This is a genomic window from Helicobacter sp. 219-2 (assembly GCF_030053225.1).
In the GTDB taxonomy this organism is placed as follows: domain Bacteria; phylum Campylobacterota; class Campylobacteria; order Campylobacterales; family Helicobacteraceae; genus Helicobacter; species Helicobacter pylori_C.
This window is the reverse complement of record NZ_JASGBS010000001.1, coordinates 279,477-304,777: the sequence shown is the minus strand read 5'-3', so window position 1 is coordinate 304,777 and position 25,301 is coordinate 279,477. Positions and strand designations below refer to the sequence as shown.

At 38.9% G+C, this 25,301-nt stretch carries 21 protein-coding genes, 1 tRNA gene and 2 pseudogenes; 9 read left to right on the top strand and 15 right to left on the bottom strand.

Annotated elements, in window-relative coordinates; translation table 11 throughout:
* Positions 1 to 102 precede the first annotated feature (102 nt).
* The 5 genes from P6280_RS01615 to P6280_RS01595 all read left to right on the top strand — a co-directional run bounded on the left by P6280_RS01615 (position 103) and on the right by P6280_RS01595 (position 3,733).
* Entirely contained in the window at positions 103 to 756 is a 654-nt protein-coding gene (locus tag P6280_RS01615; protein WP_060758412.1) for an amino acid ABC transporter permease, read from the top strand.
* 2 nt (positions 757 to 758) lie between these two features.
* Complete coding sequence (locus P6280_RS01610; protein ID WP_000538498.1) at positions 759 to 1,430, top strand: ABC transporter permease subunit; 672 nt, start codon at positions 759 to 761, stop codon at positions 1,428 to 1,430.
* A gap of 1 nt (position 1,431) precedes the next feature.
* Positions 1,432 to 2,178, top strand: coding sequence for an amino acid ABC transporter ATP-binding protein (locus P6280_RS01605; protein WP_000111317.1), 747 nt, complete (start codon positions 1,432 to 1,434; stop codon positions 2,176 to 2,178).
* A gap of 49 nt (positions 2,179 to 2,227) precedes the next feature.
* A complete protein-coding gene (locus P6280_RS01600) occupies positions 2,228 to 3,061 on the top strand; it encodes a transporter substrate-binding domain-containing protein (protein ID WP_000856033.1) in 834 nt (277 codons plus the stop codon).
* Between the two features lie 120 nt (positions 3,062 to 3,181).
* On the top strand, positions 3,182 to 3,733 hold the full coding sequence (locus tag P6280_RS01595; RefSeq protein ID WP_283236800.1) for a hypothetical protein: 552 nt from the start codon (positions 3,182 to 3,184) through the stop codon (positions 3,731 to 3,733).
* Between the two features lie 233 nt (positions 3,734 to 3,966).
* Here the strand turns inward: P6280_RS01595 and P6280_RS01590 are convergent.
* From P6280_RS01590 to P6280_RS01550, 9 genes and pseudogenes are all read right to left on the bottom strand, one after another.
* Positions 3,967 to 5,191, bottom strand: a pseudogene (locus P6280_RS01590) (sugar MFS transporter).
* A 129-nt stretch (positions 5,192 to 5,320) separates the two neighbouring features.
* The gene (locus tag P6280_RS01585) at positions 5,321 to 6,628 is read right to left on the bottom strand and encodes an NCS2 family permease (RefSeq protein WP_108280355.1); all 1,308 of its coding nucleotides are present in this window, start codon (positions 6,626 to 6,628) and stop codon (positions 5,321 to 5,323) included.
* A gap of 167 nt (positions 6,629 to 6,795) precedes the next feature.
* On the bottom strand, positions 6,796 to 6,975 hold the full coding sequence (locus P6280_RS01580) for a hypothetical protein (RefSeq protein ID WP_283237442.1): 180 nt from the start codon (positions 6,973 to 6,975) through the stop codon (positions 6,796 to 6,798).
* A gap of 101 nt (positions 6,976 to 7,076) precedes the next feature.
* Positions 7,077 to 8,996 carry a Hop family adhesin HopQ gene (gene hopQ / locus P6280_RS01575; protein ID WP_283236799.1) on the bottom strand — a complete coding sequence of 640 codons (1,920 nt, stop codon included), beginning with the start codon at positions 8,994 to 8,996 and terminating at the stop codon, positions 7,077 to 7,079.
* 128 nt (positions 8,997 to 9,124) lie between these two features.
* Complete coding sequence (locus P6280_RS01570) at positions 9,125 to 9,400, bottom strand: hypothetical protein (RefSeq protein ID WP_502868306.1); 276 nt, start codon at positions 9,398 to 9,400, stop codon at positions 9,125 to 9,127.
* A gap of 90 nt (positions 9,401 to 9,490) precedes the next feature.
* Positions 9,491 to 10,192 (bottom strand): purine-nucleoside phosphorylase, encoded by a 702-nt coding sequence (gene deoD, locus P6280_RS01565; protein ID WP_017280772.1) that lies wholly within the window; start codon positions 10,190 to 10,192, stop codon positions 9,491 to 9,493.
* Positions 10,189 to 11,430, bottom strand: coding sequence for a phosphopentomutase (locus tag P6280_RS01560; RefSeq protein WP_283236798.1), 1,242 nt, complete (start codon positions 11,428 to 11,430; stop codon positions 10,189 to 10,191). Before P6280_RS01560 ends, deoD begins: the two co-directional genes overlap by 4 nt.
* 11 nt (positions 11,431 to 11,441) lie before the next feature.
* Positions 11,442 to 12,699: pseudogene (locus tag P6280_RS01555) on the bottom strand (NupC/NupG family nucleoside CNT transporter).
* Positions 12,700 to 12,803: 104 nt separating this feature from the next.
* Positions 12,804 to 12,881, bottom strand: a tRNA-Met gene (locus tag P6280_RS01550).
* 182 nt (positions 12,882 to 13,063) lie between these two features.
* Between P6280_RS01550 and P6280_RS01545 the strand changes: the two genes are divergently transcribed.
* Together P6280_RS01545 and P6280_RS01540 are read left to right on the top strand one after the other, a co-directional pair.
* Complete coding sequence (locus P6280_RS01545) at positions 13,064 to 14,356, top strand: MFS transporter (protein WP_349306338.1); 1,293 nt, start codon at positions 13,064 to 13,066, stop codon at positions 14,354 to 14,356.
* Positions 14,357 to 14,374: 18 nt separating this feature from the next.
* Complete coding sequence (locus P6280_RS01540; RefSeq protein ID WP_283236796.1) at positions 14,375 to 15,136, top strand: tRNA 2-thiocytidine biosynthesis TtcA family protein; 762 nt, start codon at positions 14,375 to 14,377, stop codon at positions 15,134 to 15,136.
* Positions 15,137 to 15,145: 9 nt separating this feature from the next.
* On the opposite strand, the gene P6280_RS01535 is transcribed toward P6280_RS01540, so the two are convergent.
* The 3 genes from P6280_RS01535 to P6280_RS01525 form a co-directional block, all read right to left on the bottom strand.
* On the bottom strand, positions 15,146 to 16,297 hold the full coding sequence (locus tag P6280_RS01535) for a cation:proton antiporter (RefSeq protein WP_000542873.1): 1,152 nt from the start codon (positions 16,295 to 16,297) through the stop codon (positions 15,146 to 15,148).
* 25 nt (positions 16,298 to 16,322) lie between these two features.
* Complete coding sequence (locus tag P6280_RS01530) at positions 16,323 to 17,702, bottom strand: HP1184 family multidrug efflux MATE transporter (RefSeq protein WP_283236795.1); 1,380 nt, start codon at positions 17,700 to 17,702, stop codon at positions 16,323 to 16,325.
* A gap of 160 nt (positions 17,703 to 17,862) precedes the next feature.
* Positions 17,863 to 19,038, bottom strand: coding sequence for a sugar transporter (locus P6280_RS01525; RefSeq protein ID WP_283236794.1), 1,176 nt, complete (start codon positions 19,036 to 19,038; stop codon positions 17,863 to 17,865).
* Between the two features lie 275 nt (positions 19,039 to 19,313).
* Between P6280_RS01525 and P6280_RS01520 the strand changes: the two genes are divergently transcribed.
* Entirely contained in the window at positions 19,314 to 20,057 is a 744-nt protein-coding gene (locus P6280_RS01520; RefSeq protein WP_283236793.1) for a carbonic anhydrase, read from the top strand.
* A 235-nt stretch (positions 20,058 to 20,292) separates the two neighbouring features.
* Here P6280_RS01520 and P6280_RS01515 read toward each other — a convergent pair whose 3' ends face one another.
* The 3 genes from P6280_RS01515 to hisS form a co-directional block, all read right to left on the bottom strand.
* Entirely contained in the window at positions 20,293 to 21,384 is a 1,092-nt protein-coding gene (locus P6280_RS01515; protein WP_283236792.1) for a DUF874 family protein, read from the bottom strand.
* A 410-nt stretch (positions 21,385 to 21,794) separates the two neighbouring features.
* Positions 21,795 to 22,835 (bottom strand): aspartate-semialdehyde dehydrogenase, encoded by a 1,041-nt coding sequence (gene asd, locus P6280_RS01510; protein ID WP_283236791.1) that lies wholly within the window; start codon positions 22,833 to 22,835, stop codon positions 21,795 to 21,797.
* Positions 22,822 to 24,150, bottom strand: a complete 1,329-nt coding sequence (gene hisS / locus P6280_RS01505; RefSeq protein ID WP_283236790.1) for a histidine--tRNA ligase — start codon at positions 24,148 to 24,150, stop codon at positions 22,822 to 22,824. Before hisS ends, asd begins: the two co-directional genes overlap by 14 nt.
* Positions 24,151 to 24,211: 61 nt before the next feature.
* Here hisS and waaF point away from each other — a divergent pair, with 61 nt between their 5' ends.
* Entirely contained in the window at positions 24,212 to 25,261 is a 1,050-nt protein-coding gene (waaF, locus tag P6280_RS01500) for a lipopolysaccharide heptosyltransferase II (protein ID WP_283236789.1), read from the top strand.
* Positions 25,262 to 25,301 lie beyond the last annotated feature (40 nt).

The following is a 25,301-nucleotide window of genomic DNA, read 5'->3' as shown; positions in this document are numbered from 1 at the left end:
TAATAAAGGCTTGGTTTTTCCAAACTTCTAACAATTAGGGTAAATAAGAGCCGTTTTTAAACATGATGCTTTAAAGCGTCATTAATTTTAAGGTATAGCGTTATGGCATTAGATTGGGATTTTATGCTTCACTCCATCCCTGCGTTTCTTAAGGGGTTAGAACTCACGCTTTATATTTCTTTTTTTGGGATTTTGCTCTCTCTTTTGGTGGGGTTTTTGTGTGCAATCATTTTGTATTTTAAAACGCGCTTTATCTCCCCTATCGTCTATATCTATGGCGAAATCGCTAGGAACACGCCCCTACTCATCCAGCTTTTCTTTTTGTATTACGGGTTGAATGAAATCGGTTTGAGCGCTTTAGAGTGCGCGATTTTAGCGTTAGGGTTTTTGGGTGGGGGGTATATGAGTCAAAGTTTTTTGCTTGGGTTTAAAAGCTTAGCTTCCATTCAAAAAGAAAGCGCTTTGAGTTTAGGGTTTGGCCCTTTGAAAATGATGTATTACATCATTTTGCCTCAAAGTTTAAGCGTTTCTATGCCTTCTATAGGGGCGAATGTGATTTTTTTACTCAAAGAAACTTCTGTGGTGGGCGCGATAGCCCTAACCGATATTATGTTTGTGGCGAAAGATTTTATTGGCATTTATTACAAAACGACTGAAAGCCTTTTGATGTTAAGCATCGCTTATTTGATCGCTTTGCTCCCTTTAAGCGTTTTGTTTGTGATCTTAGAGCGTTTCTTTAAAAAGAAAGTGGCTTAAAAATGGGAGTTTTACTAGAATTAGACAACCTTAAGCGTTTGCTAGAAGGGTTTGAGATTACGCTTTTGATCGCTCTTAGCTCTGCGGTTATTTCAATCGTTGTTGGGATACTTTTGGGGAGTTTGATGGCGTTTGGTTCTAAAATAGTGGTTTTGGCGTGTCGTGTGTATTTAGAAAGCATTCGCATTATCCCGCTTTTAGCATGGCTTTTTATCGTGTATTTCGGGTTAGCAAGCTGGTTTGATTTGCATATTAGCGCTGTTTTGGCGAGCGTGATTGTTTTTAGCTTGTGGGGTGGCGCTGAAATGATGGATTTAACCAGAGGGGTTTTAACTTCCGTGAGCAAACACCAAATAGAAAGCGCTCTGGCTTTAGGCATGGATTCAAAAAGGGTGATTTTTAACATTATTTTCCCCCAAAGCTTTTTGTCTTTATTGCCCTCAAGCCTTAATTTATTCACGCGCATGATTAAAACCACGGCTTTAGTCTCTCTCATTGGAGCGATTGATTTGTTAAAAGTGGGCCAGCAAATCATAGAGCTTAACCTCTTACGCATGCCCAATGCGAGCTTTGTGGTTTATGGCGTTATCTTAATGTTTTATTTTAGTTTATGCTATAGTTTGAGCCTGTATAGTTCCTATTTAGAAAAAAAATTCCAACACATTAGAGGGTAAAATGAGCGTGATTTTAGAAACCAAAGGGTTAAAAAAAACCTATCAAAACCATTTGGTTTTAGACGGCATCAATTTCACTTTAAATAAGGGTGAAGTGGCAGTGATTTTAGGGCCTAGCGGGTGCGGGAAAAGCACTTTTTTAAAATGCCTAAACGGGCTTGAAAAGATTGATGAGGGTGAAATTCTTTTTGAAAACACTAACCTTAACACCAACGCCACTAACTGGAATAAAATGCGCCAAAAAATAGGCATGGTGTTTCAAAATTATGAATTGTTCCCGCATTTAAATGTGTTAGATAATATCTTACTCGCTCCTATGAAAGTGCAAAAACGATCCAAAGATGAGGCCATTTCTCAAGCCATAGAGCTTTTAAAACGAGTGGGTTTGGAGCATAAACAACAAGCTTACCCTAAAGAATTGAGCGGCGGGCAAAAACAGCGAGTAGCGATCGTGCGTTCTTTATGCATGCGGCCAAAAATCATGCTTTTTGATGAAGTAACCGCCTCTTTAGACCCTGAAATGGTTAAAGAAGTTTTAGAAGTGATTTTAGAATTAGCCACAACGGGCATGAGCATGGTGATTGTAACGCATGAAATGAAATTCGCGCAAAAAATCGCTCATAAAATCGTGTTTTTTGATAGCGGTAAGATCGCTGAAGAAAACAGTGCTAAAGAATTTTTTAATAACCCAAAATCTCAAAGAGCGCAAAAATTTTTAGAAACTTTTCATTTTTTAGGGAGCTGTTAAATAAAGTTTGCTAAAAAGATGATTTCAATTTCAAAAAAAAGGTGTTTTTATGAAAACAAACGGGCTTTTTAAGGTATGGGGGCTATTTTTAGTTTTGATCGCTTTAGTCTTTAGCGCATGTTCTGATAGCCATAAAGAAAAAAAGGACGCTTTAGAAGTCATTAAACAAAGAGGGGTTTTAAAAGTGGGGGTCTTTAGCGATAAGCCTCCTTTTGGCTCTGTGGATTCTAAAGGGCAATATCAAGGCTATGATGTCGTCATTGCTAAACGCATGGCCCTTGATTTATTGGGCGATGAAAATAAGATTGAGTTTATTCCTGTAGAAGCTTCGGCTAGGGTGGAATTTTTAAAAGCCAATAAAGTGGATATTATCATGGCTAATTTCACGCGCACCAAAGAAAGAGAAAAAGTCGTGGATTTTGCTAAGCCGTATATGAAAGTCGCTTTAGGGGTGATTTCTAAAGATGGGGTCATTAAAAATATAGAAGAATTGAAAGATAAAGAGTTGATTGTGAATAAAGGCACGACAGCGGATTTTTATTTCACTAAAAATTACCCCAATATCAAACTTTTGAAATTTGAGCAAAACACAGAGACTTTTTTAGCCCTTTTAAACGATAAGGCTATCGCTCTAGCCCATGACAACACTTTATTGCTCGCTTGGACAAAACAGCACCCTGAGTTTAAATTAGGCATTACAAGCCTTGGCGATAAGGATGTGATCGCTCCAGCGATTAAAAAAGGCAACCCTAAGCTTTTAGAATGGTTGAATAACGAAATGGATTCCCTCATTTCTAGCGACTTTTTAAAAGAAGCTTATAAGGAAACTTTAGAGCCTGTTTATGGCGATGGAATCAAACCGGAAGAAATCATTTTTGAATGATTTTTTAGGCTTTGTTTTCTTGATAGAGCGTGTTTTGATCGCTAAATTAGCGGTTTTGTGATCTTTTTGTTTTTAATTTTGAGATATATTTGTTTGATTTTACATTGAAAGGATTTGTTGATGAGTTATTTTTATAAGCGTTGTTTGAAATTTTCATTGGTTGGGTTGCTAGGGCTTTTGAGCGTTCAGCTTGATGCTAGGAGTTTTATTGATGGGGATTTAGACATTCAAAAATTCAGTTATGAAGATTCTCTGCTTAAAAAGGGAGACCCTAATGGTGCACATAAGGTGCAGGTGCGAAACTATAATGGCAAAATGCAAGAAGCTGAGATCCACTCAGAAATACGCATCGCGCTCAAACCGGGGGTTAAAAAAGAAGTTAAAAAAGGCAAGATTTATAGCGCTCAAATCAATGATGGCATGTGCTATGCTTTTAGAATGCTCCAAACCGGCGATAATACCACGGGCCTTGACTCTAAAGAGTTCCCCAAGCAAAGTCGTGAAAAAAAGGGCCGAGTGGTTACTTTAATCGGTAAAGATGAAGTGCCTTATCTTATTTTAGAGACAGATTGCCAAGTGGGCGATATTGCAAAGATCTCTTTGGTGGGTAATTTTGATGGCACCGGGTTTCTTACAGAATATAAATTCAAAGACGCTAAACCCATTTACTAGCCTTTATTCTTTGCTTCATTCTTAAAATCTCTTAATCTTTTGTGGTTGGGAGATTTTCTTATTCGTTGGGGGTATTTGTGATCGCATCTTAAAATTTTAAAATTTGCATGCCTTTTGATTTCAAACGCTAACCAATCAAACCTTATTTAATTTAGCATTTTTACATTTTTAAAAACAAGCCAAAAAGAAAGAAATAAAAAGAAAGAAAATAAAAGAGAAACCCCCCCCTTTTTTTAGGAGTTTTCTTCTTGCTTATACCCTTTAAGCGCAAAGAAGAGGATATAAAAATAGCACAACAACGGCACACCATAAGCGTAGAGCAGATTTGACTCGGTTGCTGTTAGCATGTCTGTAACCACGCCTTGAATGGGGGGGATTAACGCTCCTCCCACAATCGCCATGCTAATCACCCCAGAAGCTTTAGAAGTGAGATGCCCTAAATTGAGCGTAGCCAAAGAAAAGATTGTAGGGAACATGATGGAGTTGAAAAAGCCCACAAAAGTCAGAGCGAATAAAGCGATCTTGCCTCCAATCATAATGGCTAAAGCAATGAGAACAATAGAGCTTAAGGCGTTGAAAGCCAGGTATTTATTAGGGGCAACTTTATTCATCAAAACGCTACCCAAGAAACGGCCCACCATCGCGCCTCCCCAATAATACACCAAGTAATGCGCGCTTGATTGAGGGTCTAAATTCAAAAGCTTTTCAAAGCTTAGCACCAAGAATGAGCCAATCGCAACTTCTCCGCCCACATAAAAAAAGATCCCTAAAGCCCCAAAAACAAAGTGTTTGTGCGAAAACAGGCTTTTTTGAGTCGTTTCTTTAGGCATTTCTTTTTCCACATCAGGCAATTTCAAAAGATACATGATGAGCGCTAAAAGAAGCGAAAACACTGCCAAGCCCAAATAAGGCATTTGAACGCTTTTAGCGTCGGCTAATTTATCTATCAAACTTGCATTATCGCCCATTTTAGTCGTGCTAAAAATCAACAAGCTCCCAAAAATAGGCCCTAAAGTCGTGCCAAGCGAATTGAACGCCTGAACTAAAACCAGGTTTCTGGCTTCTTTACCTTTTGAAAGCAAGGTTACAAAGGGATTACCGGCGGTTTGCAAGCACACAATCCCGCTCGCTAAAATAAACAACGCGCCCAAGAAAAACCCATAAGAGCCAAAATGCGCCGCCGGATAAAACAACGCACACCCGGCTCGCTGTGATCACAAAACCAAGCACCACACCAAAAGGGTAGCCGATTTTACTGATCACATTCCCAAAAACGCCTCCCATGATGAAATACGCCCCAAAAAAGCAAAATTGAATGAGCGAAGCTTCAAAATAGGTCAAGTCAAAAATGGGTTTTAAATGCGGGATTAAAATATCGTTTAAAACCGTGATGAAACCCATTAAGAAGAATAGCGCTGTTAAACTCCCCAGCGCCAAGGTGTTAGAAGTTTTTTGCATACCATTTCCTTTTATTGAACTGATACAATAATAATAATGCTATTGTAATTGTTTTGAGATAATAAATTACCCAAATTAAGGAAAAAAGCCACAAAATGGGTAAAAAATGCAAAGCTCTTTAAAAAGAGCTTAACGAAAGATAAATACAGAAACAGAAATGATGCAGAGAATGATAATGCCAGAATTGATGGCTTTGAAGTCTTTTTGGACTAATTTGATGATACCATAAGACAAAAAGCCAAAGGCTAAGCCATCGGTGATGGAGAAAGTTAAAGGCATCATCACCACGGTTAAAAAAGTGGAAACGCTAACGGCCATGTCTTTAAAATTCACCCCCTCTAACACGCTAAACATCAAAACCCCTACTATCACTAGCACTGGGTAAATCGCATTGCTGGGAATGGCTTTTAAAAGAGGCAAGCAAAAGAGCGTTAAAACAAAAAATAGCCCGGTAAAAACCGCTGTAAGCCCTGTGCGGCCCCCCTCTTCAACCCCACTCGCGCTTTCTATAAAAGCGGTCGTGGTAGAAACGCCCACCACCGCGCTCCCTAAAGAAGCCACCGCATCCGCTTCTAAAGTCCTTTCTAATTCCTTGTTTTTTTCTTCATCATTGAAAAAATCAGTCTTGTGGCCAATCCCTGCAAGCGTGCCCAAGGAATCAAACAAATCGGTTACAAAAAAAGTGATGATGACTGGCACTAACGCTAAAGTGAAAGCCCCACTCGCATCAAAAAAAATGCCCTTAAAGTCTAATTGAAAAGCGATAGGGCTAATGCTAGCGGGCATGGAAAAAAATTCGCTAGGGTAAGGAGCCAGCTTTAAAACCCATGCGAGAATGGAAGTGATTAAGACCGCTATAATAAAAGAACCCTTGATTTTGAGCGTGTAGAGTGCAAAAGTTAAAACAATCCCCACAACCCCCAATAACACATGCGGATCGCTAAAATCGCCTAAAGTTACAAGCGTAGCCTTATGGGTAACTACAATATGCATTTCTTTAAGGCCAATAAACGCAATAAAAGCCCCTATCCCCGCGCTCACCGCACGCCTTAAATCGATAGGAATGCTTCGCATGACCCAACTCCTAAATTTAGTGAAAGACAGGATCACAAAAATCGCTCCAGAGAGCGCTACGATGCCTAAAGCGCTCTGCCAAGGGAGTTTTAACCCTTGAACCAACCCGAAGCTAAAATAAGCTGACAGCCCTAAGCCCACGCTCATAGCGATGGGGGTGTTTGCCCATAGTCCGTTAAACACGCTCGATAAGATAGTGATAATGGCCGTTGCACTCAAAAGGGCTTCATAGGGCATGTTGGCTTGAGAAAGGATAAGAGCGTTTAAGGGCACGATGTAAATCATGGTGATAAAGGTCGTTAAACCCGCTCTAAACTCGGTGGCGATGTTAGTGTTGTGTTCTTTAAGCTTGAAAAACCCCATGTTAGATAACTCCTTACTATTTGGTATAGATTAATTTAATAAGGGGCTTTGGAGTCATGCTAGCGCTATTTTATTTTAAATTGCCTTAAGATTCTTGATTGTGTTGTTTAAATCAAGAGAAGTGAGTAAAAAACCCTTTTTTTAGAAAAACTCCGCTAAAAAATTTTTTAATAAAAACCACAAAAAAGCTCATCTTGTAAGGTCATTTTACTCTTTAAATGGTTTTTAAAGAGAGCGTTTTTTAAATTTGAAAAGATTGTTGTAAAACGAACGCCCCCATAAGCACAATTATGGGGATAAATTCTAAAAAGGAGTTTGCCATGGAAAATTAAAAGTGGCGAAAGTATTATACCTTAAAATTTCTTTTTTAGAGCTTAATCATTGTTTTTTGAAAATTTTTAGCTTTAGAGATTTTTTAGAAACCCCCCCTTTTTAAAAAAGAGGGTTTTTAATAAGCGAACACATAATTGAGATACACGCTATAAAGCCTTCGGTATTCTAGTTTAGTGTCTAAAAAAGAATAGTAATTCGTGTTAATGGTAGGGATTTTCACGCCCAATTCCATGCCATGCTGAGCCACATGATGGCTATCTTTTTTCTTAGGTCTAGCGAGATTAGTTCTCAAGCCTAAATTGAATAAAAATTGGAAGTTGGCCGTATTCACTTTAGCGCTATAGACATTGCTGATGGTTTTTAAATTCACAAATTGAGAATTAAGCCATGAAGTCCCTGCTAAGGCAATGCCTCCAAAAAGCCCCATAGAAAAATGGTTGTTCTTGCCTAAAAAGTTGGTGTTTTTATCATTGATGAAATTAAACAACAAATCGCTACCCACCCCATAAGTCCAAACATCAGAAGCCGAGTTAAAGAAATTGGATTTGATATAGGCGTGGTTGTAATCAAAGAAACCATAATACCTTAACCCCCATCTTTTCTTTTTGCCAAAAAATTGCTTATAGCCCGCTTGCACCCCAAGGCCATTCATCGCCCCGTTATTCGTGGTTGAAGAAGCGATCATTCCCATATTCCTAAAAGGGTTGTTGCCAAGTTCTTGAATAAGGGTGTTGGCTAGGTTTTGCGCTTGATTGATTTGAGGCGTTTGGCTGTTAAAATCAGCGGCGCTTGTTTTTAATGAAGACAGAGTTTCTTTCACGCCAGCGCACCCGTTCCCCCAATTGTTCTTTTGATTTTGCATTGTCATATTCGTGCTGCTTATAGCGCTCGCATCGCATTTCCCTATGTAGTCTTTAAGATGGCCTAAAGAAAGTTTGTTAAAATCGCTCTCCACTTGATTGGCTAGTTTTAAAATTTCTGCTTGAGATTGCGCGTTTTTGAGCATTTTTTGAGCTAAAGCCGTAAGACTGCTAGGGGTGTTAAGGTTGAGATTATGGGGTTGTGTGATATTTTTTGGTTGGTTGGCGCTGAGTTGTTGGGTTTTTTTAACGATTTCTTGCGCGTTATTGAGCATGTCTGAAGCAGCGCTAAACTCCGCACCAAAAGTCTCGCATGCATTTTTGCCACCACCGGCTGTTTGCCATGAAGGGGCGTTTGTATTATTAGTCATACCACTGCTAGATTTCGCTATCAACATGGGGCAATAATCTTTAAGGGTATTGACAATCGTTTGTGCTTGAGTTAAAAGATTTTGCGCGCCGTTTGTTGTATCGATCACAGAAGTTGTCGTTTTAGTTTGATTACTTCCTTGATACTTTGATGTGGTTACATGCGCTTTTAACTTTTCCCCTTTGCTATTTAAAGGAGCAAGTCCGGCTTGTTTTAAAGCTTTTGAAAGGATTTGATAGGCTTCATGGATGGCTTCGTATTGCTCAATAGATAGAGAAACATTTTTGTCTGCTTTTAATGTATTTGCGCCATTAGAACTATGAGTGCCATCACTATTTATGCTCCCACCGCAATTGATTGTAGTGCCGTTGCCATTCTCATCGGTGTAGTGGAAATCTTTTTGATTGTTTTCGCCTGGACTTTTGGTATAACCTCCACATACGACCGCATAACCCATGCTATTCCATAGCCCTAACACCGATCTTAACGCTAAAAGCGTGGCTTGATAGGCAGGGGAATTGGTTGTCCCACCGGCTAAAGTTTTTGCGCGTTCGTTCAAATTATTAACCGCTTGATTGATCGCTTGCGTGCTTGTCTTTGAGTTTGTGCCATTATCGTTGGTTAAAAGCCTGCTTAATTGTTCATAAGTGTCTGAAAGTTTTTGCACCTTGTCGGCGTTTTTCACTTTTTGAACCGCTTCACCGATTTGATAACCCACGCTTAAAAAAGCGCCGTTGTCTTCAGCATGGAGCAATGACGCCGCAAGAGTTAGAGAAAGTAGAATCGTTTTTTTTGTTTTTTTCATAAATGTTCCTTAAAGTAATGTTTTAATTGCAAAATGTATCAAAATGAGAATTTATTTACAATTAGTTTAATTGTAGCATAAATTTATTGAATTTCAAAAAAAGTTTTAGGGTGTTTTGACATGCTCAATCAAGCTTTTAAAAGTGTTTTTAGAAAGATTGTTGTAGAATAAACACCCCCATAAGTCGGATTATGGGGATAATTTTTAATGGGAGTTTGCCATGAAAACAGAAAATGGTAAAAACTCTTGGAAAACATTATACCTTGAAATTTCGTTTTTGGGGTGTAAAGTTGTTGTTTTATTGAAGCGATAGTTTTGTAAAACGGGGTGTAAAGTTGTTGTTTTATTGAAGCGATAGTTTTGTAAAACGAAGTTTCTGTAAAACGATAGCTTTTGTTTTTCAAAAGTTCCCTTAAGGCTTTTAGCTTTAAGGGTTTTCCTTTAAAGTTTATCCTTAAACTTATGGGGGCAAAAAATAAAGTTTAAAAAGATCGTTAACCCATCATCTCTAAAGCCAGAATTATCATGTTATCAAAGCTTTCTACCCTTTCTTTAGGGCTTAAGGCTTCTTTAGTGATCAAGTGATCTGAAACCGAGCATAAGCATAAAGCCTTAGCATTCAATTCCATCGCCGTGGCGTATAACCCTGCCGCTTCCATTTCAATAGCCAAGTGGTTGTATTGGGCCATTAAATCAAAGGCATGCGTTTCAAAAGAGTAGAAAAAATCGCTTGAAAAAACATTGCCCACTTTCAAATCAATACCCAAACGCTTTGTCGTTTGATATGCTCTTAAACTCAATTCAAAATCAGGCGTTGCGCTCAAATCGTGGTTTAAAAAACGCACCCGATTGGTTTTAGAATCCGTTGAAGCCCCCATCGCCATGATGATGTCTTTCAGGCCAACTTTTGGGCTAATCGCCCCGCAAGTGCCAATCCTTAAAAGCTCTTTAACCTGATAGGTTTTAATGAGTTCTGTAACATAAATCGTGCATGACGCAATGCCCATGCCATGCCCCATTAAAGAAATCCCCTTACCCTTATACTTCCCGCTAAAGCCTAGCATGTTACGCACATTCGTGATCTCTTTGGCGTCTTGTAAGAATTTTTTCGCAATGTAGCTCACCCTTAAAGGATCGCCGCATAAAAGGCATTGAGGATAAAAATCGCCGATTTTGGCGTTGATGTGAGGGGTCATGGTTGTCCTTTAAAGTTTAATAAGTTTTTGCCATAATCTAAGGGGCTTAATCCCAAAAAATAAGCGATACTTTGCCCAATATCCGCAAACGACTCGCTCTTGCCTAAAAAGGCTGGTTGTAAATCTTTATGATAGAACAAAACAGGAATGTATTCTCGTGTGTGATCCGTGCCTTTAAAGCTGGGATCGCACCCATGATCGGCGCAAAGAATGAGCAAATCGTTTTCCCTTAAATTTTCTAAAACCTCTTTTAAGCGCGCATCAAAATACTCTAAAGCGTTAGCATACCCGCTAATATCGCGCCTATGCCCATAATCGCTATCAAAATGCACAAAATTCGTAAAAATCAAGCTGTTGTTTTGAGCGTTTTTGACCTGCTCTAAAGTAACATCGCATAATTCCATTAAACTACCGGCTTTGAACTTTTGAGTGATCCCCACATGAGCGTAAATATCAGCGATTTTTCCAATGCTAATGACTTCGCCTTGTTTTTCTTCAATGAATTTTTCAAAAAGCAATTTTTTATGGGGCTTTATCGCATAGTCTTTGCGGTTAGCGGTGCGTTTGAAATCCTCTCTATTTGCGCCAATAAAGGGCCTTGCGATCACTCTGGCAATCTTTAAAGGCTCTAGAATTTGAAACGCTTCTTCACAAAGAACGTATAAGTTATCAAGCCCAAACTTTTCTTCATGCGCAGCGATTTGAAACACCGAATCCGCTGATGTGTAAAAAATGGGGTATAGAGTTTCTAAATGCTTTTCGCCTAAATCTTTAATGATTTCTGTCCCTGATGCGTGGCAATTCCCTAAATAGCCCTTAATCTTAGTTTTACGCGCAATTTCATCTAAAATTTCTTTAGGGAAGGAATTGTTTTTGTCTTTAAAATACCCCCATTCAAAAAGAACGGGCGCACCCATCATCTCCCAATGCCCAGAAATCGTATCCTTAGCGCTAGAAAGTTCTTTGGCGTAAGCGTAAGCCCCTATTAAATTAGGTTTAGATTCAAAGCCTAAGGGCAATTCATTGGCGGCTTCTAAAGCGCTCAACCCTAAACCCAAACTCTCTAAATAAGGCAGTTTCAAAGCCCCACTGCGATCGTTAGAATCAGCTAGGTTGTTGAAACAAGCCTTAGCGATATTGCCTAAAGTGTTCGCTCCCAAATCGCCAAAATCTTTAGCGTCTTCACTAGCCCCTATACCAAAAGAATCCAATAATAAGATTACCACTCTTTTTTGCATGTTTTGTCCTTTTAATGAGCGTTTAGCCCTATGAATAACCCAGCGATAGTCGCGCTCATGAAATTAGAAAGCGTGCCTACAAGCACCGCTTTTAAAGCAAGCCTTACAATGAGATCTTTCTTTTTAGGCACTAAACTGCCAAGCCCTCCAATGAGCATAGCGACTGAACTTAAATTAGCAAATCCGCACAACGCAAAAGTGATGATCGCTTTAGTTTTCTCGCTCAAGATTAGAGGAGGGTTATCGCCCAAATAAGGTAAAAATTGCATATAGCCCACAAATTCATTGAGCGCGATTTTAATGCCTATGATTTCTCCAGCAATCCCGGCCTGACTCCAAGGAATGCCTAGCATAAAGGCTAAGGGTTTTAAGAGCGTGCCTAAAATCAACCCTAAAGACAAATGCTCCATGCCTAAAAAACCCCCCTACAACCCCTAAAAGCCCGTTAATGAGTGCAAGCATTCCCACAAAGGCTAAAAGCATCGCTCCCACATGCAAAGCTAAATTTAGCCCTGTGCTTGCCCCATTAGCGATAGCTTCTATGGCATTGACATGCTTTTCTGCAGAAGCATCTGCATGGCTAGAAATGGTTTCGTTTTGCGGGTAAATGATTTTAGCGAACAACAAACCCCCAGGAGCGGACATAAACGAAGCGGCTATTAAATAAGGTAAAGGAATGCCCATGCTCGCATACCCGGCTAACACAGGCCCCGCAACGCTAGCCATGCCCACGCACATGACCGCAAAAATCTCTGAATCGCTCATGCTTTTCAAATAAGGTTTAATGACTAAGGGCGCTTCTGTGTGCGCTACAAAAATATTAGCCGCTGCGCTCATGCTTTCTGCTTTAGAAGTGCCTAAGCATTTTTGCAACGCCCCACCGATGAGATTGATCACTAAAGGCATGATTTTTAAATAGTATAGGAGTGAAATCAAACTAGCAAAAAAGATAATTATCGCTAAAACATTGATCGCAAAGATAAAGCCTCCTATCCCTTGATCGCCCTTAGCGTTTGGAGCGAGATTGCCAAATAAGAAACGCACCCCTTCATAGCCATAACCAATCACGCTTTGTATGCCACTGGCTAAACCTTGCAGCATTTCCCTACCCAAAGGCACATATAAAGCCAACGCCCCTAAAGCCACCTGGATCACAAATGCGCTAATAATCGTGCGATAATTAATAGCCCTTTTATTGCTAGAAAACACCCAAGCAATAAGAAAAAGCACCGCCATCCCTACAACACTAAAAAGAGAGCTAAAAATCATCGTCAAATCCCTAATGTAAGAAATTAAAAGATGCAAGGCTATTGTAGTTTAGATTTGCTAAAAAAAAGATTAAACGGATATTAAATGAAGCTTGAATCAAATCATGGTGTCAAGAGGGGGACTTGAACCCCCGACCTCCGGCTTATGAGACCAGCGCTCTAAACCAGCTGAGCTACCTTGACACAAGCAATTTTATAAAAATAAAGAATGAGATTATACAAAAAATTTTCTTAAAAATCCATTAAAATTACATTAAATTTTTATTACAATCTTACTTTCCTAAATTAATGATAAAAATTAGATATTTTCTTGTAAAATAACCCGCATGTTTAAAAAAATTTTTCCATTAGCGTTAGTGTCGTCGTTGCGGTTTTTGGGGCTTTTTATTGTTTTGCCTGTCATCAGTTTGTATGCGGATAGTTTCCATTCAAGCAGTCCCTTACTCGTGGGGTTGGCTGTGGGCGGAGCGTATCTTACGCAAATTATTTTTCAAACCCCCATGGGCATTCTTAGCGATAAGATAGGCCGTAAAGTGGTGGTTATGGTGTGCTTGTTATTGTTTTTAGCTGGCTCGTTAGTGTGCTTTATAGCAAATGATATTGTTTGGCTCGTTATAGGGCGCTTCATTCAAGGCATGGGGGCTTTAGGGGGGGTTGTTAGCGCGATGGTGGCGGATGAAGTGAAAGAAGAAGAGCGCACTAAAGCCATGGCGATCATGGGAGCGTTTATTTTCATTAGTTTCACTATAAGCATGGCGATTGGCCCTGGGGTTGTGGCGTTTTTTGGGGGGGCAAAATGGCTCTTCTTGCTCACTGCGATCTTAACTTTATTGAGTTTATTGATGCTTTTAAAAGTCAAAGACGCCCCTAAAATTTCTTACCAAATCAAAAACATAAAAGCTTACCAACCCAACTCTAAAGCCTTGTATCTTTTGTATCTAAGCTCTTTTTTTGAAAAAGCGTTCATGACGCTTATTTTTGTGCTGATCCCTTTAGCCTTAGTGAATGAATTTCATAAAAATGAAAGCTTTTTGATCTTGGTGTATGTGCCTGGTGCCTTATTAGGGGTTTTAAGCATGGGAGTAGCGAGCGTTATGGCTGAAAAATACAACAAGCCTAAAGGGGTGATGCTTTCTGGTGTGCTGTTGTTTATTGTGAGTTATTTGTGCTTGTTTTTAGCCGACTCTAGCTTTTTAGGAAAATATTTATGGCTCTTTATTCTTGGGGTGGCGTTTTTCTTCATTGGCTTTGCCACCTTAGAGCCTATCATGCAATCTTTAGCGTCCAAATTCGCCAGAGCGCATGAAAAAGGCAAGGTTTTAGGGCAATTCACTACTTTTGGCTATTTGGGGAGCTTTGTTGGGGGCGTGAGCGGTGGGTTGAGCTACCATCATTTAGGCGTTTCTAACACAAGCTTAATTGTTGTAGCTTTAGGACTTATTTGGGGACTATCGCTCTTTTTACTCAACAACCCTTCCAAGCAAAAAAATGTCTATTTCCCCTTAGACGCTTATAATGAGGAACAATTTGAAACTTTAGAGGACAAAATCATTGAATGGTATGTTAATATTAGCGAAGAAATCATTATTGTGAAATATAATTCCGATCACATTAGCGAAGAAGAAATCATTCGCTTAGCACAAAACTTTAGAAAATAAAACTATCAAGGATCAAAAATGGCTTATGAAATTTCTAAAAAAGTCTTACACATTGTAGGCAAGACCAACGCCACTTACAAACTCATAGAAGAAGGCGATAAAGTCTTATTAGGATTGAGTGGGGGCAAGGATTCTATCATGCTCGCTTGCATCTTAGCCAGGATGCAAAAACATGCCCCTTTCAAATTTGATTTTAAAGCGGTTACCGTGCATTATGGTTTGGGCGAAGATTTGAAATGGTTGAGCGATTTGTGCCAAGAGCAAGGCATTGCGCATGAGATTATTTACACCCAAATCGCTGCCACCATCAACGAAAAACGCCGTGAAAAAAGCTCGTTTTGTTCGTTTTGTTCTCGTTTGAGGAGAGGGACTTTGTATTCTAAAGCTTTAGAAGAAGGCTATAATAAAGTCGCTATCGCGCACCATTTAGATGATGCGGTGGAAAGCTTTTTTATGAATTTCACTTATAACGGGAGTTTAAGGAGCATGCCCCCCATTTATAGGGCTGAAAACGGCTTGTTGGTGATCCGCCCTTTGATTAAGGTTCGAGAAGCCAGCAGCATTCATTTTGTCACTTCTCAAAATATCCCCGTCGCCCCTGATTGCAATTGCCCAGCCAAACAGCCCACCTCTGATAAACCCCCTATCGCGCGATTAGCCACTAAAAATTTCTTAAAAGAAATGCAAAACTTGCACCCTCATTTCTTTGACAGCTTGGAAAACGCGTTTAATAATGTTCAAGCGAACAGCTTTAGCGACTCTAAATATTTAGACGCTTAAAGCTTTCACTCAAGCTTTTTTATTGAGCATTTTAATCGCAATCGTGAATAATACCCCTTCAAAAATAGCCGCCATGAGCAATGCGTAGTAGGTGTTTTGTGGGATCGCTTGTGCTTTTAAGCCTACCGCTGCTGTGGTTACTAAAAAAGTTAAAGGCATAGAAGCCCCTAAAGCGAATGAAAATAAATGCTTAGCTTCTTTAAAGTATTGGCGCCACAATAAGGTTGAAGTGATTAAGTGCAAACTTAACATCGCTATGACAATCAATATCCCTTGGAGAATCAAATGCGGGTTTAAAAACACTAATTTTAAGTCTAAAGTAGAGCCTACGTGGATGAAAAACAAAGGCACAAAAAACCCAAAACCCACATCATTGAGTTTGTGGATCAACTCTGATTTATGAGGGAAAAAAGTAGAAACGACTAACCCTGCTAAAAACGCTCCTAAAACCATTTCTATTTTGAGCCACACCACGATCGCAACTAGTGAAAAAAAGAGCATGAGCGAAAAACGCACATCCTGGTTAAACTGACTGCTTTTAGGCATCACAAAAAGCTTTAAATGCGGGAACCACCAAAACAAAGTCTTAAAGATTTGAAACGCCACGATAATTAAGATTAAAAAAACAATGAGAATGCCTAAATCTTTAATCAAATCCATGCCCAAACCATGCGAATACACCCCATCCACGACCACCAAACCAAAAATGCTTAATAATTCCCCAATAACGCCCACTTTTAAAACCAAATCAAGCCACAAAATCTCTTTACGATAATCTTTGACTAAAGTCATGATCATGCCCAAACTAATAATAGGGAAAATCACCATGAAAATAGGCTCTAAATTAAGGCTAAAAGTAAGGATGAACGAAAGTGTGTATAAAATCAACAGATAAGCAAAAATGCGTTTTAAAAGAGAAACCCCTAATTTTTTAAACAAATAAATCTCTACTTCCAAACCGCATAAAAACATTAAAAATAAAAAGCCAATCTCAGACATGATTTCAAAGCCCTTGGTTGGCTCAATAAAACCCACATACGCCCCAACAGACCCAAATAAAATCTCCACAACCGTGATAGGCAAACGAGAGATTCTAGACATATAAGGGGCCATCACAATTAAAAGCATAATGAGCGCGAAGGTGAAAAATTCTGCATGCATGTCTTAATTTTACCTTATTTATTGATTAAGTTTTCAAAGCGATAGGGTTTTTCTCTTTATAAGCGCTAAAAACCCCTTTTTTGATTTCGTAATAAGTTACCCCTAACGCTACTAAAAACGCTAAAAATTGCGCGATAGGGTAAGTTACCCAAACCCCATTAATCCCATAAAAATGACTTAAAATCGGCAATAAAATAACCATAAACCCTAGCGTGTGCGAAATTGTGATGATAAACGAACTTTTAGCGCATTGGATGGATTGGAAAAACACCGCGCACAACAAAGTCATGCCTAAAAAAACATAGCCAACATAATAAATATTCATCGCCCTTTTAGTCTCTTGCATAAAGAGAGGGTCTTGTTCGCTTGGCTGCAAATAAAGCTTGATTAAAAATTCATCTAAGAAATAATAAGCGCCATAGAAAACAATCCCTATACAAAACGCCACTTTCAAACCAAAAACAAACACCTCTTTCACACGCTCTAAATTTCTAGCCCCATAGCTAAAACTCGCAATCGGTTGGATGCCTTGAGAAATCGCAAATAAAGTCGTAAAAAAGATAATCGCATTATACATAACGATCCCATACATGCTCACAAATCTTTCCCCTGCAGTGTGCATGATAGCGGTATTAAACAACAAAATCATAATAGAAGCGCTAAATTCTGCCGTGCTTTGAGGCACGCCGCTTTTGGCTGAAGAAATGACTGAAGACAAAGAAAAACGCTTGATGAAATACAATTGCCCTTTTTTAAACCAAAAATGTTGCATTAAGACTAAAACCCCTATCGCATGCCCTATCACGGTGGCTATCGCACTGCCTTGAACCCCCACTTCCAAAACAAAAATAAACAAGTAGTTGAAAAAAATATTCGCTAACGAGCCAATCAGCATCGCTACCATCGCTAAAATGGGGCGTTTGTCATTCACCACAAAAACATCCGCCAAAGGGTGCAAAACCATAAAAACCGCGCCCATTAAAATGATTTCAATATAGCGTTTGGACATACTCAATAAAGCGTCATTGCTCCCAAAAAGGCGCGCGATAGTTTCGCTAAAAGGCAATAATACCATGCTCAAAATAAAGACGCTTATAGCGACAAAATAAAACACGCTGCTAAACACAAGCCTAGCCCTATGGGTTTTATTTTGACCCAAAAAATACCCCACAATACTCGCTGCCCCAAAACCAAAAAGCAATTCATACGCTACCAACGCCGGGAAAATAGGCCATGCGATATTGACCGCAGCGATAGCTTCTTTACCCAGTTTCTTGCCCACAAACATGCCATCTATCATAGAGTAAGTGGAAAGTGAAATCATAGAAAAAGCTAAAGGGATAAAATAATAAAAAAAGAGCTTCCTTATAGAATCTTTATGCAAATCAATCTTTTTTTTTAGCATTTAAACCACACATTAAAATTTATGACAAATTTTTCTATTTTAACATAAAAAGAAAGACAATCTTTAGCGCACTTAGATTTAAGCAGTATCATTAAATTTTAAAAAATGGTTTTTAGCGCAAAAGGGATTTTCTTTATTGGGCTAATCCTTTTAACGCTCTTTATGTTTTTTTAAACTTTATCGTAATGAATCTAAGCCAAAACAGCGCCAACAACCCTAAAGCCCCACCCACAAAGCCAATATACCCTAGCCCTAATTGGTGGATCACAATACTGCCAAACAATGCTCCTGCCCCAATCCCCACATTATAGCTCCCCGAATAAATCGCGCTCGCAACATCCGTGGCATCTGGTGCGAGCTGTAACACCCTCATTTGCAAGGAAATCCCAAGCGAAGTGATCCCAATCCCCCATAAGAAAATTTGCAAGAAAACCACCCACTCTGAATTTTTAAACACAAAAAGCAAGAGTTGCGGGCAAATGACTAAAACCATCGCAAAAGCGATAAATTTTCTTGAATTTTTCGCATACAAACGGCCGAATAAAAAACTCCCCACCACGCCTGCTAACCCAAACACAAACAACATTAGCGTCGTAATGTCAGGGGAAAATTGGCTGATTTGAATGATAAAAGGTTCAATATAGCTATAAGTGGTGAAATGCCCAGAAATAACCATGATCACAAGCAAATAAATCCCCATTAAAAGCGGTCGTTTCATTAATATAGGGACACTTGCGAGCGTGCCTGCGTTTTTACTCGGCAAAGGCGGGAGCAATTTATACATCAGCAACGCTATAAGAGTCGCAACGCCCCCAATCACGCCAAAAGTGGAGCGCCAATCTAGAATCTGCCCAATAATCCTCCCAAGCGGCAACCCTAAAATCATCGCTAACGAACTCCCTAGCGCTAATAGCCCTAAGGCCTGTTGTTTTTTATTTCTTGGCGCGACACGAATGACTAAAGAAGCCGTAATGGACCAAAACACTGAGTGGGCTAAAGCGATTCCAGCGCGAGAAATCAGTAACACCCAAAAATTCCACGCTAACGCTGAAAGGATATGGCTGAGAATAAAAAGGGCAAAAAGGAAAAGCAACAAGCGTTTCCTTTCAATTTTAGCGCTAAGCAGCATCAAGGGCAATGATCCAAGAGACACCAGCCACGCATAAAGAGTGATCATAAGCCCCACGCTTGCACTCTCCATTTCAAAACTTTTCGCAATGTCTGATAGAAGCGCGACAGGGACAAACTCCGTGGTGTTAAAAATAAACGCTGAAAGCGAAAACACAAAAACCCGCATTAAAGCGAACTTTTGATACGATTGTTTGGTTATCATCATTTAAATCTTAAGGGGTTAAATTTTATTCAATTTGAAAATTTAGAGTATAAGACAAAAATTTTAATCGCTTATAAATTAGGGGCTGGTTAAAACAAATATTTCCGCTCCATAGGCGCATTAATTTAAGGGAGTTGTTACTATATAAAACAGAATTTAAAATCATTTCTAACTTTTAACCAATCTATTTTTTGTAACTGCGGTCATTATTGATTAAGCGCTAAAATTAGCCCGTTGCTTTTTAATATTTTAGAATTTTAGAACAAAGGATAATTAAAATGAAAAAAACTTTTTTGATCACTTTAGCGTTAGCAACTTCTCTTATAGGCGCTGAAAATACCAAATGGGATTATAAAAATAAAGAAAATGGCCCGCACCGCTGGGACAAATTGCACAAAGATTTTGAAGTGTGCAAAAGCGGTAAAAGCCAATCGCCCATCAACATTGAGCATTACTACCACACGCAAGATAAAGCCGATTTGCAATTCAAATACGCCGCTTCTAAACCTAAAGCGGTTTTTTTCACTCACCACACTTTAAAGGCTTCGTTTGAGCCAACTAACCACATCAATTATAGAGGGCATGACTATGTGTTGAATAATGTGCATTTCCACGCCCCTATGGAGTTTTTAATCAATAATAAAACCAAGCCTTTGAGCGCGCATTTCGTGCATAAAGACGCTAAAGGGCGTTTGTTGGTGTTAGCGATTGGTTTTGAAGAAGGGAAAGAAAACCCCAACCTTGATCCTATTTTAGAAGGCATTCAAAAGAAACAAAATTTTAAAGAGGTGGCTTTAGACGCTTTCTTGCCTAAAAGCATCAATTACTACCATTTTAACGGCTCTCTCACCGCTCCTCCTTGCACAGAAGGGGTGGCATGGTTTGTCATAGAAGAGCCTTTAGAAGTCTCTGCCAAACAATTGGCTGAAATCAAAAAACGCATGAAAAATTCGCCTAACCAACGCCCCGTCCAGCCTGACTACAACACCGTGATTATTAAAAGCTCAGCTGAGACCCGCTAAAGACCCACTAAAATTAAAACCCCCTCTTTTAAAAGAGAGAGGTAAAAATCATTCTTCATAAAACACCGCTAAAAATTGCAACCGCTTGTATTTTGTGAAACGCTCAAACGCTAAAGACGATTGGAATTCCTACTAAGGAGTTTAAAAAAGGCTCTGTTCTAATTGGGTAACATAGAGTTTTTAAAATACTATAAATAAGCTAAAAACGATTTTATGGTGTTCTTATTTCTTATGCCTACACCCTTTTACTATAACCATAACCCACTTTTTCTGCTTTCTTTTCAGTATTAGCCGCTACTTCTATTTCTTTATTAATATCAGCAACGATGTTTTGAAGGATTGAAAAGCTTTGAGAGGCTGAAAGGTTGGCTTGTGGGTATGGTTTTACATTCCTCATTTCAAGCATTTTAGCTTGAGCTTTAGAGCGTATTTTCAGGTTTTCGTTTTGCCATTCTTCTGCAACCTTAAAATCTCTAGGGTCTAGCTCTAAATAAGCGATAGAACTTGGTTTATAAAAATTCACTTGTTTAGCGATAGCTTTTTGTGAATAGGGCAGAGATTCTAGCTCTTTTTGCAAATAAGCGATAAGCTCTTGCGCTTTTGATCCTCTTTGAGAGTGGGGTTGTTTAGGGTTTGGAAGGTGTTTTGGCTGGATAGGGGTTTGATTGGTTTTTGCAGGTTTAGGGGTTTTGCATTCAGCTTCTACTTCTATAGCAATACCACCCTTAATTCCTAATTTTTTAATAAAGAATTGACTATGATTTTCTTGGCAATTTTGTTCTGCTTTTTTAACCAAATCTTTTTGTTCTTTAACCAAATCTTTCTGTTCTTTAACCAAATCTTTCTGTTCTTTAACCAAATCTTTCTGTATATTGCTTGTCTTTTGTTTTTCTTGTTCTGTCTTTTGTTCTTCTTGTTCTGTCTTTTGCTTTTCTTGTTCTAGTTCTATTTGTTTATCAATATCACCAGCGCTACAAGCAGCTAATAATAAACTTGTCGCTATGGTTAATCCTGAATACTTCCACCAATTGATTTGATTCTCTTTTTCAGCTTGTTTGGATTTATCCTGGACTTTATCGTCTAATTCTTTCGCTTTCTTGCATGCAACATGGGTTAATACTACTAATGCCGCACTGCTTTTCTCGGGATGTTTTTTTATAAGTTCTCTAACTTTCTTTACAATTTTTGTAAAAAACCCACCAATTGATCTGAACATATTTTTAATAGCACCCACTCGTTTAAAATGAGTCTCTTTATTTGCCTTTGTGTTAGCTGTCTCTGCGTTTTTGCCAACTTTATTTGTTCTTCCTATTTTCACTGATTCCATTACCAACCTTCCAAAATCTTATTATTGTAGTATATATAGTCATATTTAATCGCTATTAAACGATTGGTTTGAAAAATTGTAAGGGTCAATCCAATCAGATTTTTCTAATCCATTCCAATAAAACTTGATACAAGTTTTCCTTATACCCAAACTCACACCCTTTTAAATGGAATAATAGGCAATAACTCGCTAGCTAAACATTCACTCTCTGCTTGAGTGTAAGCCTTTCATTCCTTTTGACCTACCAAATATTAGCATTTCTCTCAATCAAGCCTTGAGAAATTCAATTGCACCCTTGTTTAACATCGCAAGCCTAGTAACTTAAAGCTCTTTTTTAGAGATTGGGTTAGATTGATCCTTATCCTTAATTCAAGTGCATGCGCATTCATCTTTGTTATCTTTGAGCGAACTCAAGCGTTCTTAATGTAATATAGAGCAATTTTGAGCGCATTGGTGGCTGCCCCCACTCTTAATTGATCCGCCACGCAAAAGCCATGCAAAGTTTTCTTATCAAACAAATCCTTCCTCAAGCGCCCAATAAAGGCGCTATCCGTGTGGCTCGCTTTTAAGGGCGTGGGGTAGAGATTATGGCTAGGATCATCGCAAACAACCACGCTATGGGCGTTTTTTAAAACTTCATAGACTTCTTTAAGATCGAATTCTTTTTCAAAAACGATACTCAAACTCTCGCTATGACTCCTCAATACCGGCACACGCACGCAAGTCGCGCTGATAGGGAAATCCACGCCCATGATTTTATGGGTTTCATGCACCATTTTTAGCTCTTCTTTCGTGTAACCATTCTCATTAAAAGTATCAATATGAGCGATCGCATTGAAAGCGATCGGATAAGGGAAAGCCCCAGCTTGCAAGACCTGGTTTAAATCAATAGCAGGGTCTTTTTTTAAACATTCTAAAGCGGTTTTTAACTCATTTTTTAAACTCTCTATGCCCTTATTCCCTGCCCCACTCACGGCTTGATAGGTGCTAACAATAACGCTTTTTATCTTAAAATGAAGGTGTAAGGGGTTTAAAATTTGCGTCATTTGAATGGTAGAGCAATTAGGGTTAGCGATGATATTTAAAGGAGCGTTAAAAATTTCTTTAGCGTTGATTTCAGGCACGATCAAAGGCACTTTTTCATTCAATCTAAAAAAGCTCGTGTTATCAATCACTAAGGCCGTTTTTGCAGCGCTTGTGGCAAATTCTTCGCTCACGCTCCCCCCAGCGCTAAAAAAGGCGATGTCTATTCTTTCTTTTTCAAAAACTTCATGCGTGGTTTCTAAAATCTCATAGTCTTTATGGAAAGCTTTAATCTTTTTACCGGCACTCCTAGTGCTAGCGAGCGGGACAAATTTTTTAATTGGGAAAGAAGAATTTTCTAAACCCTTAATCAGCTCTTGGCCTACCGCCCCACTAGCCCCAACAATAGCGACATTATAAGTCTTCATCGTTTTCTCCAATGATTTCAAGGGCTTTTAAAAAACTCAAGCAATTCAACTGCATGCCTGAATGCATGTTTTTTAGGCTTAAGGTTTCGCTTTTAAATTCTTCTTCGCCAATGACAGCCACAAACTCATGCCCCCTATGGTTAGCATAAGAAAAGGGTTTTTTGATCTTTTGAGCTTCTGGATAGACTTCGCTAAAAATCCCGCTTTGCCTTAAAGACTCCGCTAAGCGGTTTGCATAAGAAAAATACTCTTCATGCATGCAAGCGATTAAGACTTTAGCTTGGGTGGAGCGCTCGTCTAATAATTGCATTTCACTCAAAGCCACAATCAATCGATCAATCCCAATAGAAGCCCCCACCCCTTGTAAATTCTCTTTAGAAAAATTTTTAGTCAAATGATCGTAACGACCCCCTGAACACACGCTCCCTAAAGACTTCATGCCATTAAGCGTGGTTTCATACACAATCCCTGTATAATACCCTAATCCCCTAGCGATAGAAAAATCAATTTTATACAAGTTTTGAGAAATTTGTAAATCCCCTAGCAACTGGTATAGCCTTTCTAAATCCTGTATGCCCTTTTTTAGATTTTCATTATAGTCTTTCAAATAAGCAATTTTTTCAAAAAATTCCGCATGGCTTAAATCGTTTTGTTTGATTTGAACCATTTCTAAAAGCTCTTTAATGGTGTTTAAATTTAAATCGCACTCTTTTTTTAATTCTTCTTCAACCCCATTCAGGCCAATCTTTTCCAATTTATCCACAATGCGCAGCACTCCATTCACTTGAGAAACGCCAAAATATTCGCATATCCCATTCAAAATTTTTCTATGATTGATAGAGATGCAAAAATCTTCTAAATCCAAAGCTTTTAAAGAAGCGATAATCACTTGAACGATCTCAGCATCGCACACCAAGCTTTCGCTCCCTATAAAATCAAAATCGCATTGCGTAAATTCCCTGTAACGCCCTTTTTGCGCCCTTTCGCCCCTAAAGACATTGCCTATAGCGTAGCGTTTAAAGGGCATGCCTAGCGTTTGGTGGTGCAAAGAAACAAAGCGGGCTAATGGCACGGTCAAATCAAACCTTAAAGCCACATCCCTATCCCCATGGTCTTTAAAACGATAAATTTCTTTTTGAATATCACTGCTCGCATCAGGCAATAATACTTCAGCGTATTCCAAATGAGGGGTTTCAATCGGCACAAAACCAAAACTTTGAAACACGACTGAAACTTTAGAAAGCAACTGGGCTTTTTGTATCGCATCTTTAGGCAAGCGGTCTTTAAACCCGCTCAACACTTTAGGGGTAATCATTCCATTTCCTTGTATTTGTATGCTAAAATTTTAGCTTAAAATCTTTAAAAAAGGGCTATTGATGAGCGTAAATGCGCCAAAACGCATGCGTATTTTATTGCGTTTGCCTAACTGGTTAGGCGATGGGGTGATGGCAAGCTCGCTTTTTTACACCCTTAAACACCACTACCCTAACGCGCGTTTTATCTTAGTGGGCCCACAAATGACTTGCGAACTTTTCAAAAAAGATGAAAAAATAGAAGCCGTTTTTATAGATGACACCAAAAAATCCTTTTTCAGGCTGCTAGCCACTCACAAACTCGCTCAAAAAATAGGGCGTTGCGATATAGCAATCACTTTAAACAACCATTTTTATTCCGCTTTTTTGCTCTATGCGACAAAAACGCCTGTTCGCATCGGTTTTGCTCAATTTTTTCGTTCTTTGTTCCTCAGCCATGCGATAATGGCTGCCCCTAAAGAGTATCATCAAGTGGAAAAGTATTGCTTTTTATTTTCGCAATTTTTGAAAAAAGAATTGGATAAAAAAAGCGTTTTACCCTTAAAATTGGCCTTTAATCTCCCCACTCACACCCCAAACACCCCTAAAAAAATCGGCTTTAACCCTAGCGCAAGCTATGGGAGTGCTAAAAGATGGCCAGCTTCTTATTACGCTGAAGTTTCTGCTATTTTGTTAGAAGAAGGGCATGAAATTTATTTTTTTGGGGCTAAAGAAGACGCTATCGTTTCTGAAGAAATTTTAAAACTCATTAAAGGCTTATTAAAAAACCCCTTATTATTCAATAACGCTTACAATCTGTGCGGGAAAACAAGCATTGAAGAATTGATAGAGCGCATCGCTATTTTAGATTTATTCATCACTAACGATAGCGGTCCTATGCATGTGGCTGCTAGCACACAAACCCCCTTAATCGCTCTTTTTGGCCCCACTGATGAAAAAGAAACTCGCCCCTATAAAACTCAAAAAACGATCGTATTGAACCACCATTTAAGCTGTTCGCCATGCAAGAAACGAGTTTGCCCCTTAAAGAATGAAAAAAACCATTTGTGCATGCGATCTATCACGCCCCTTGAAGTCTTAAAAGCCGCTCACACTCTTTTAGAAAAGCCTTAACGCCTTTTATGCGCTTTTTAAAAACACAGCCGTATTGACA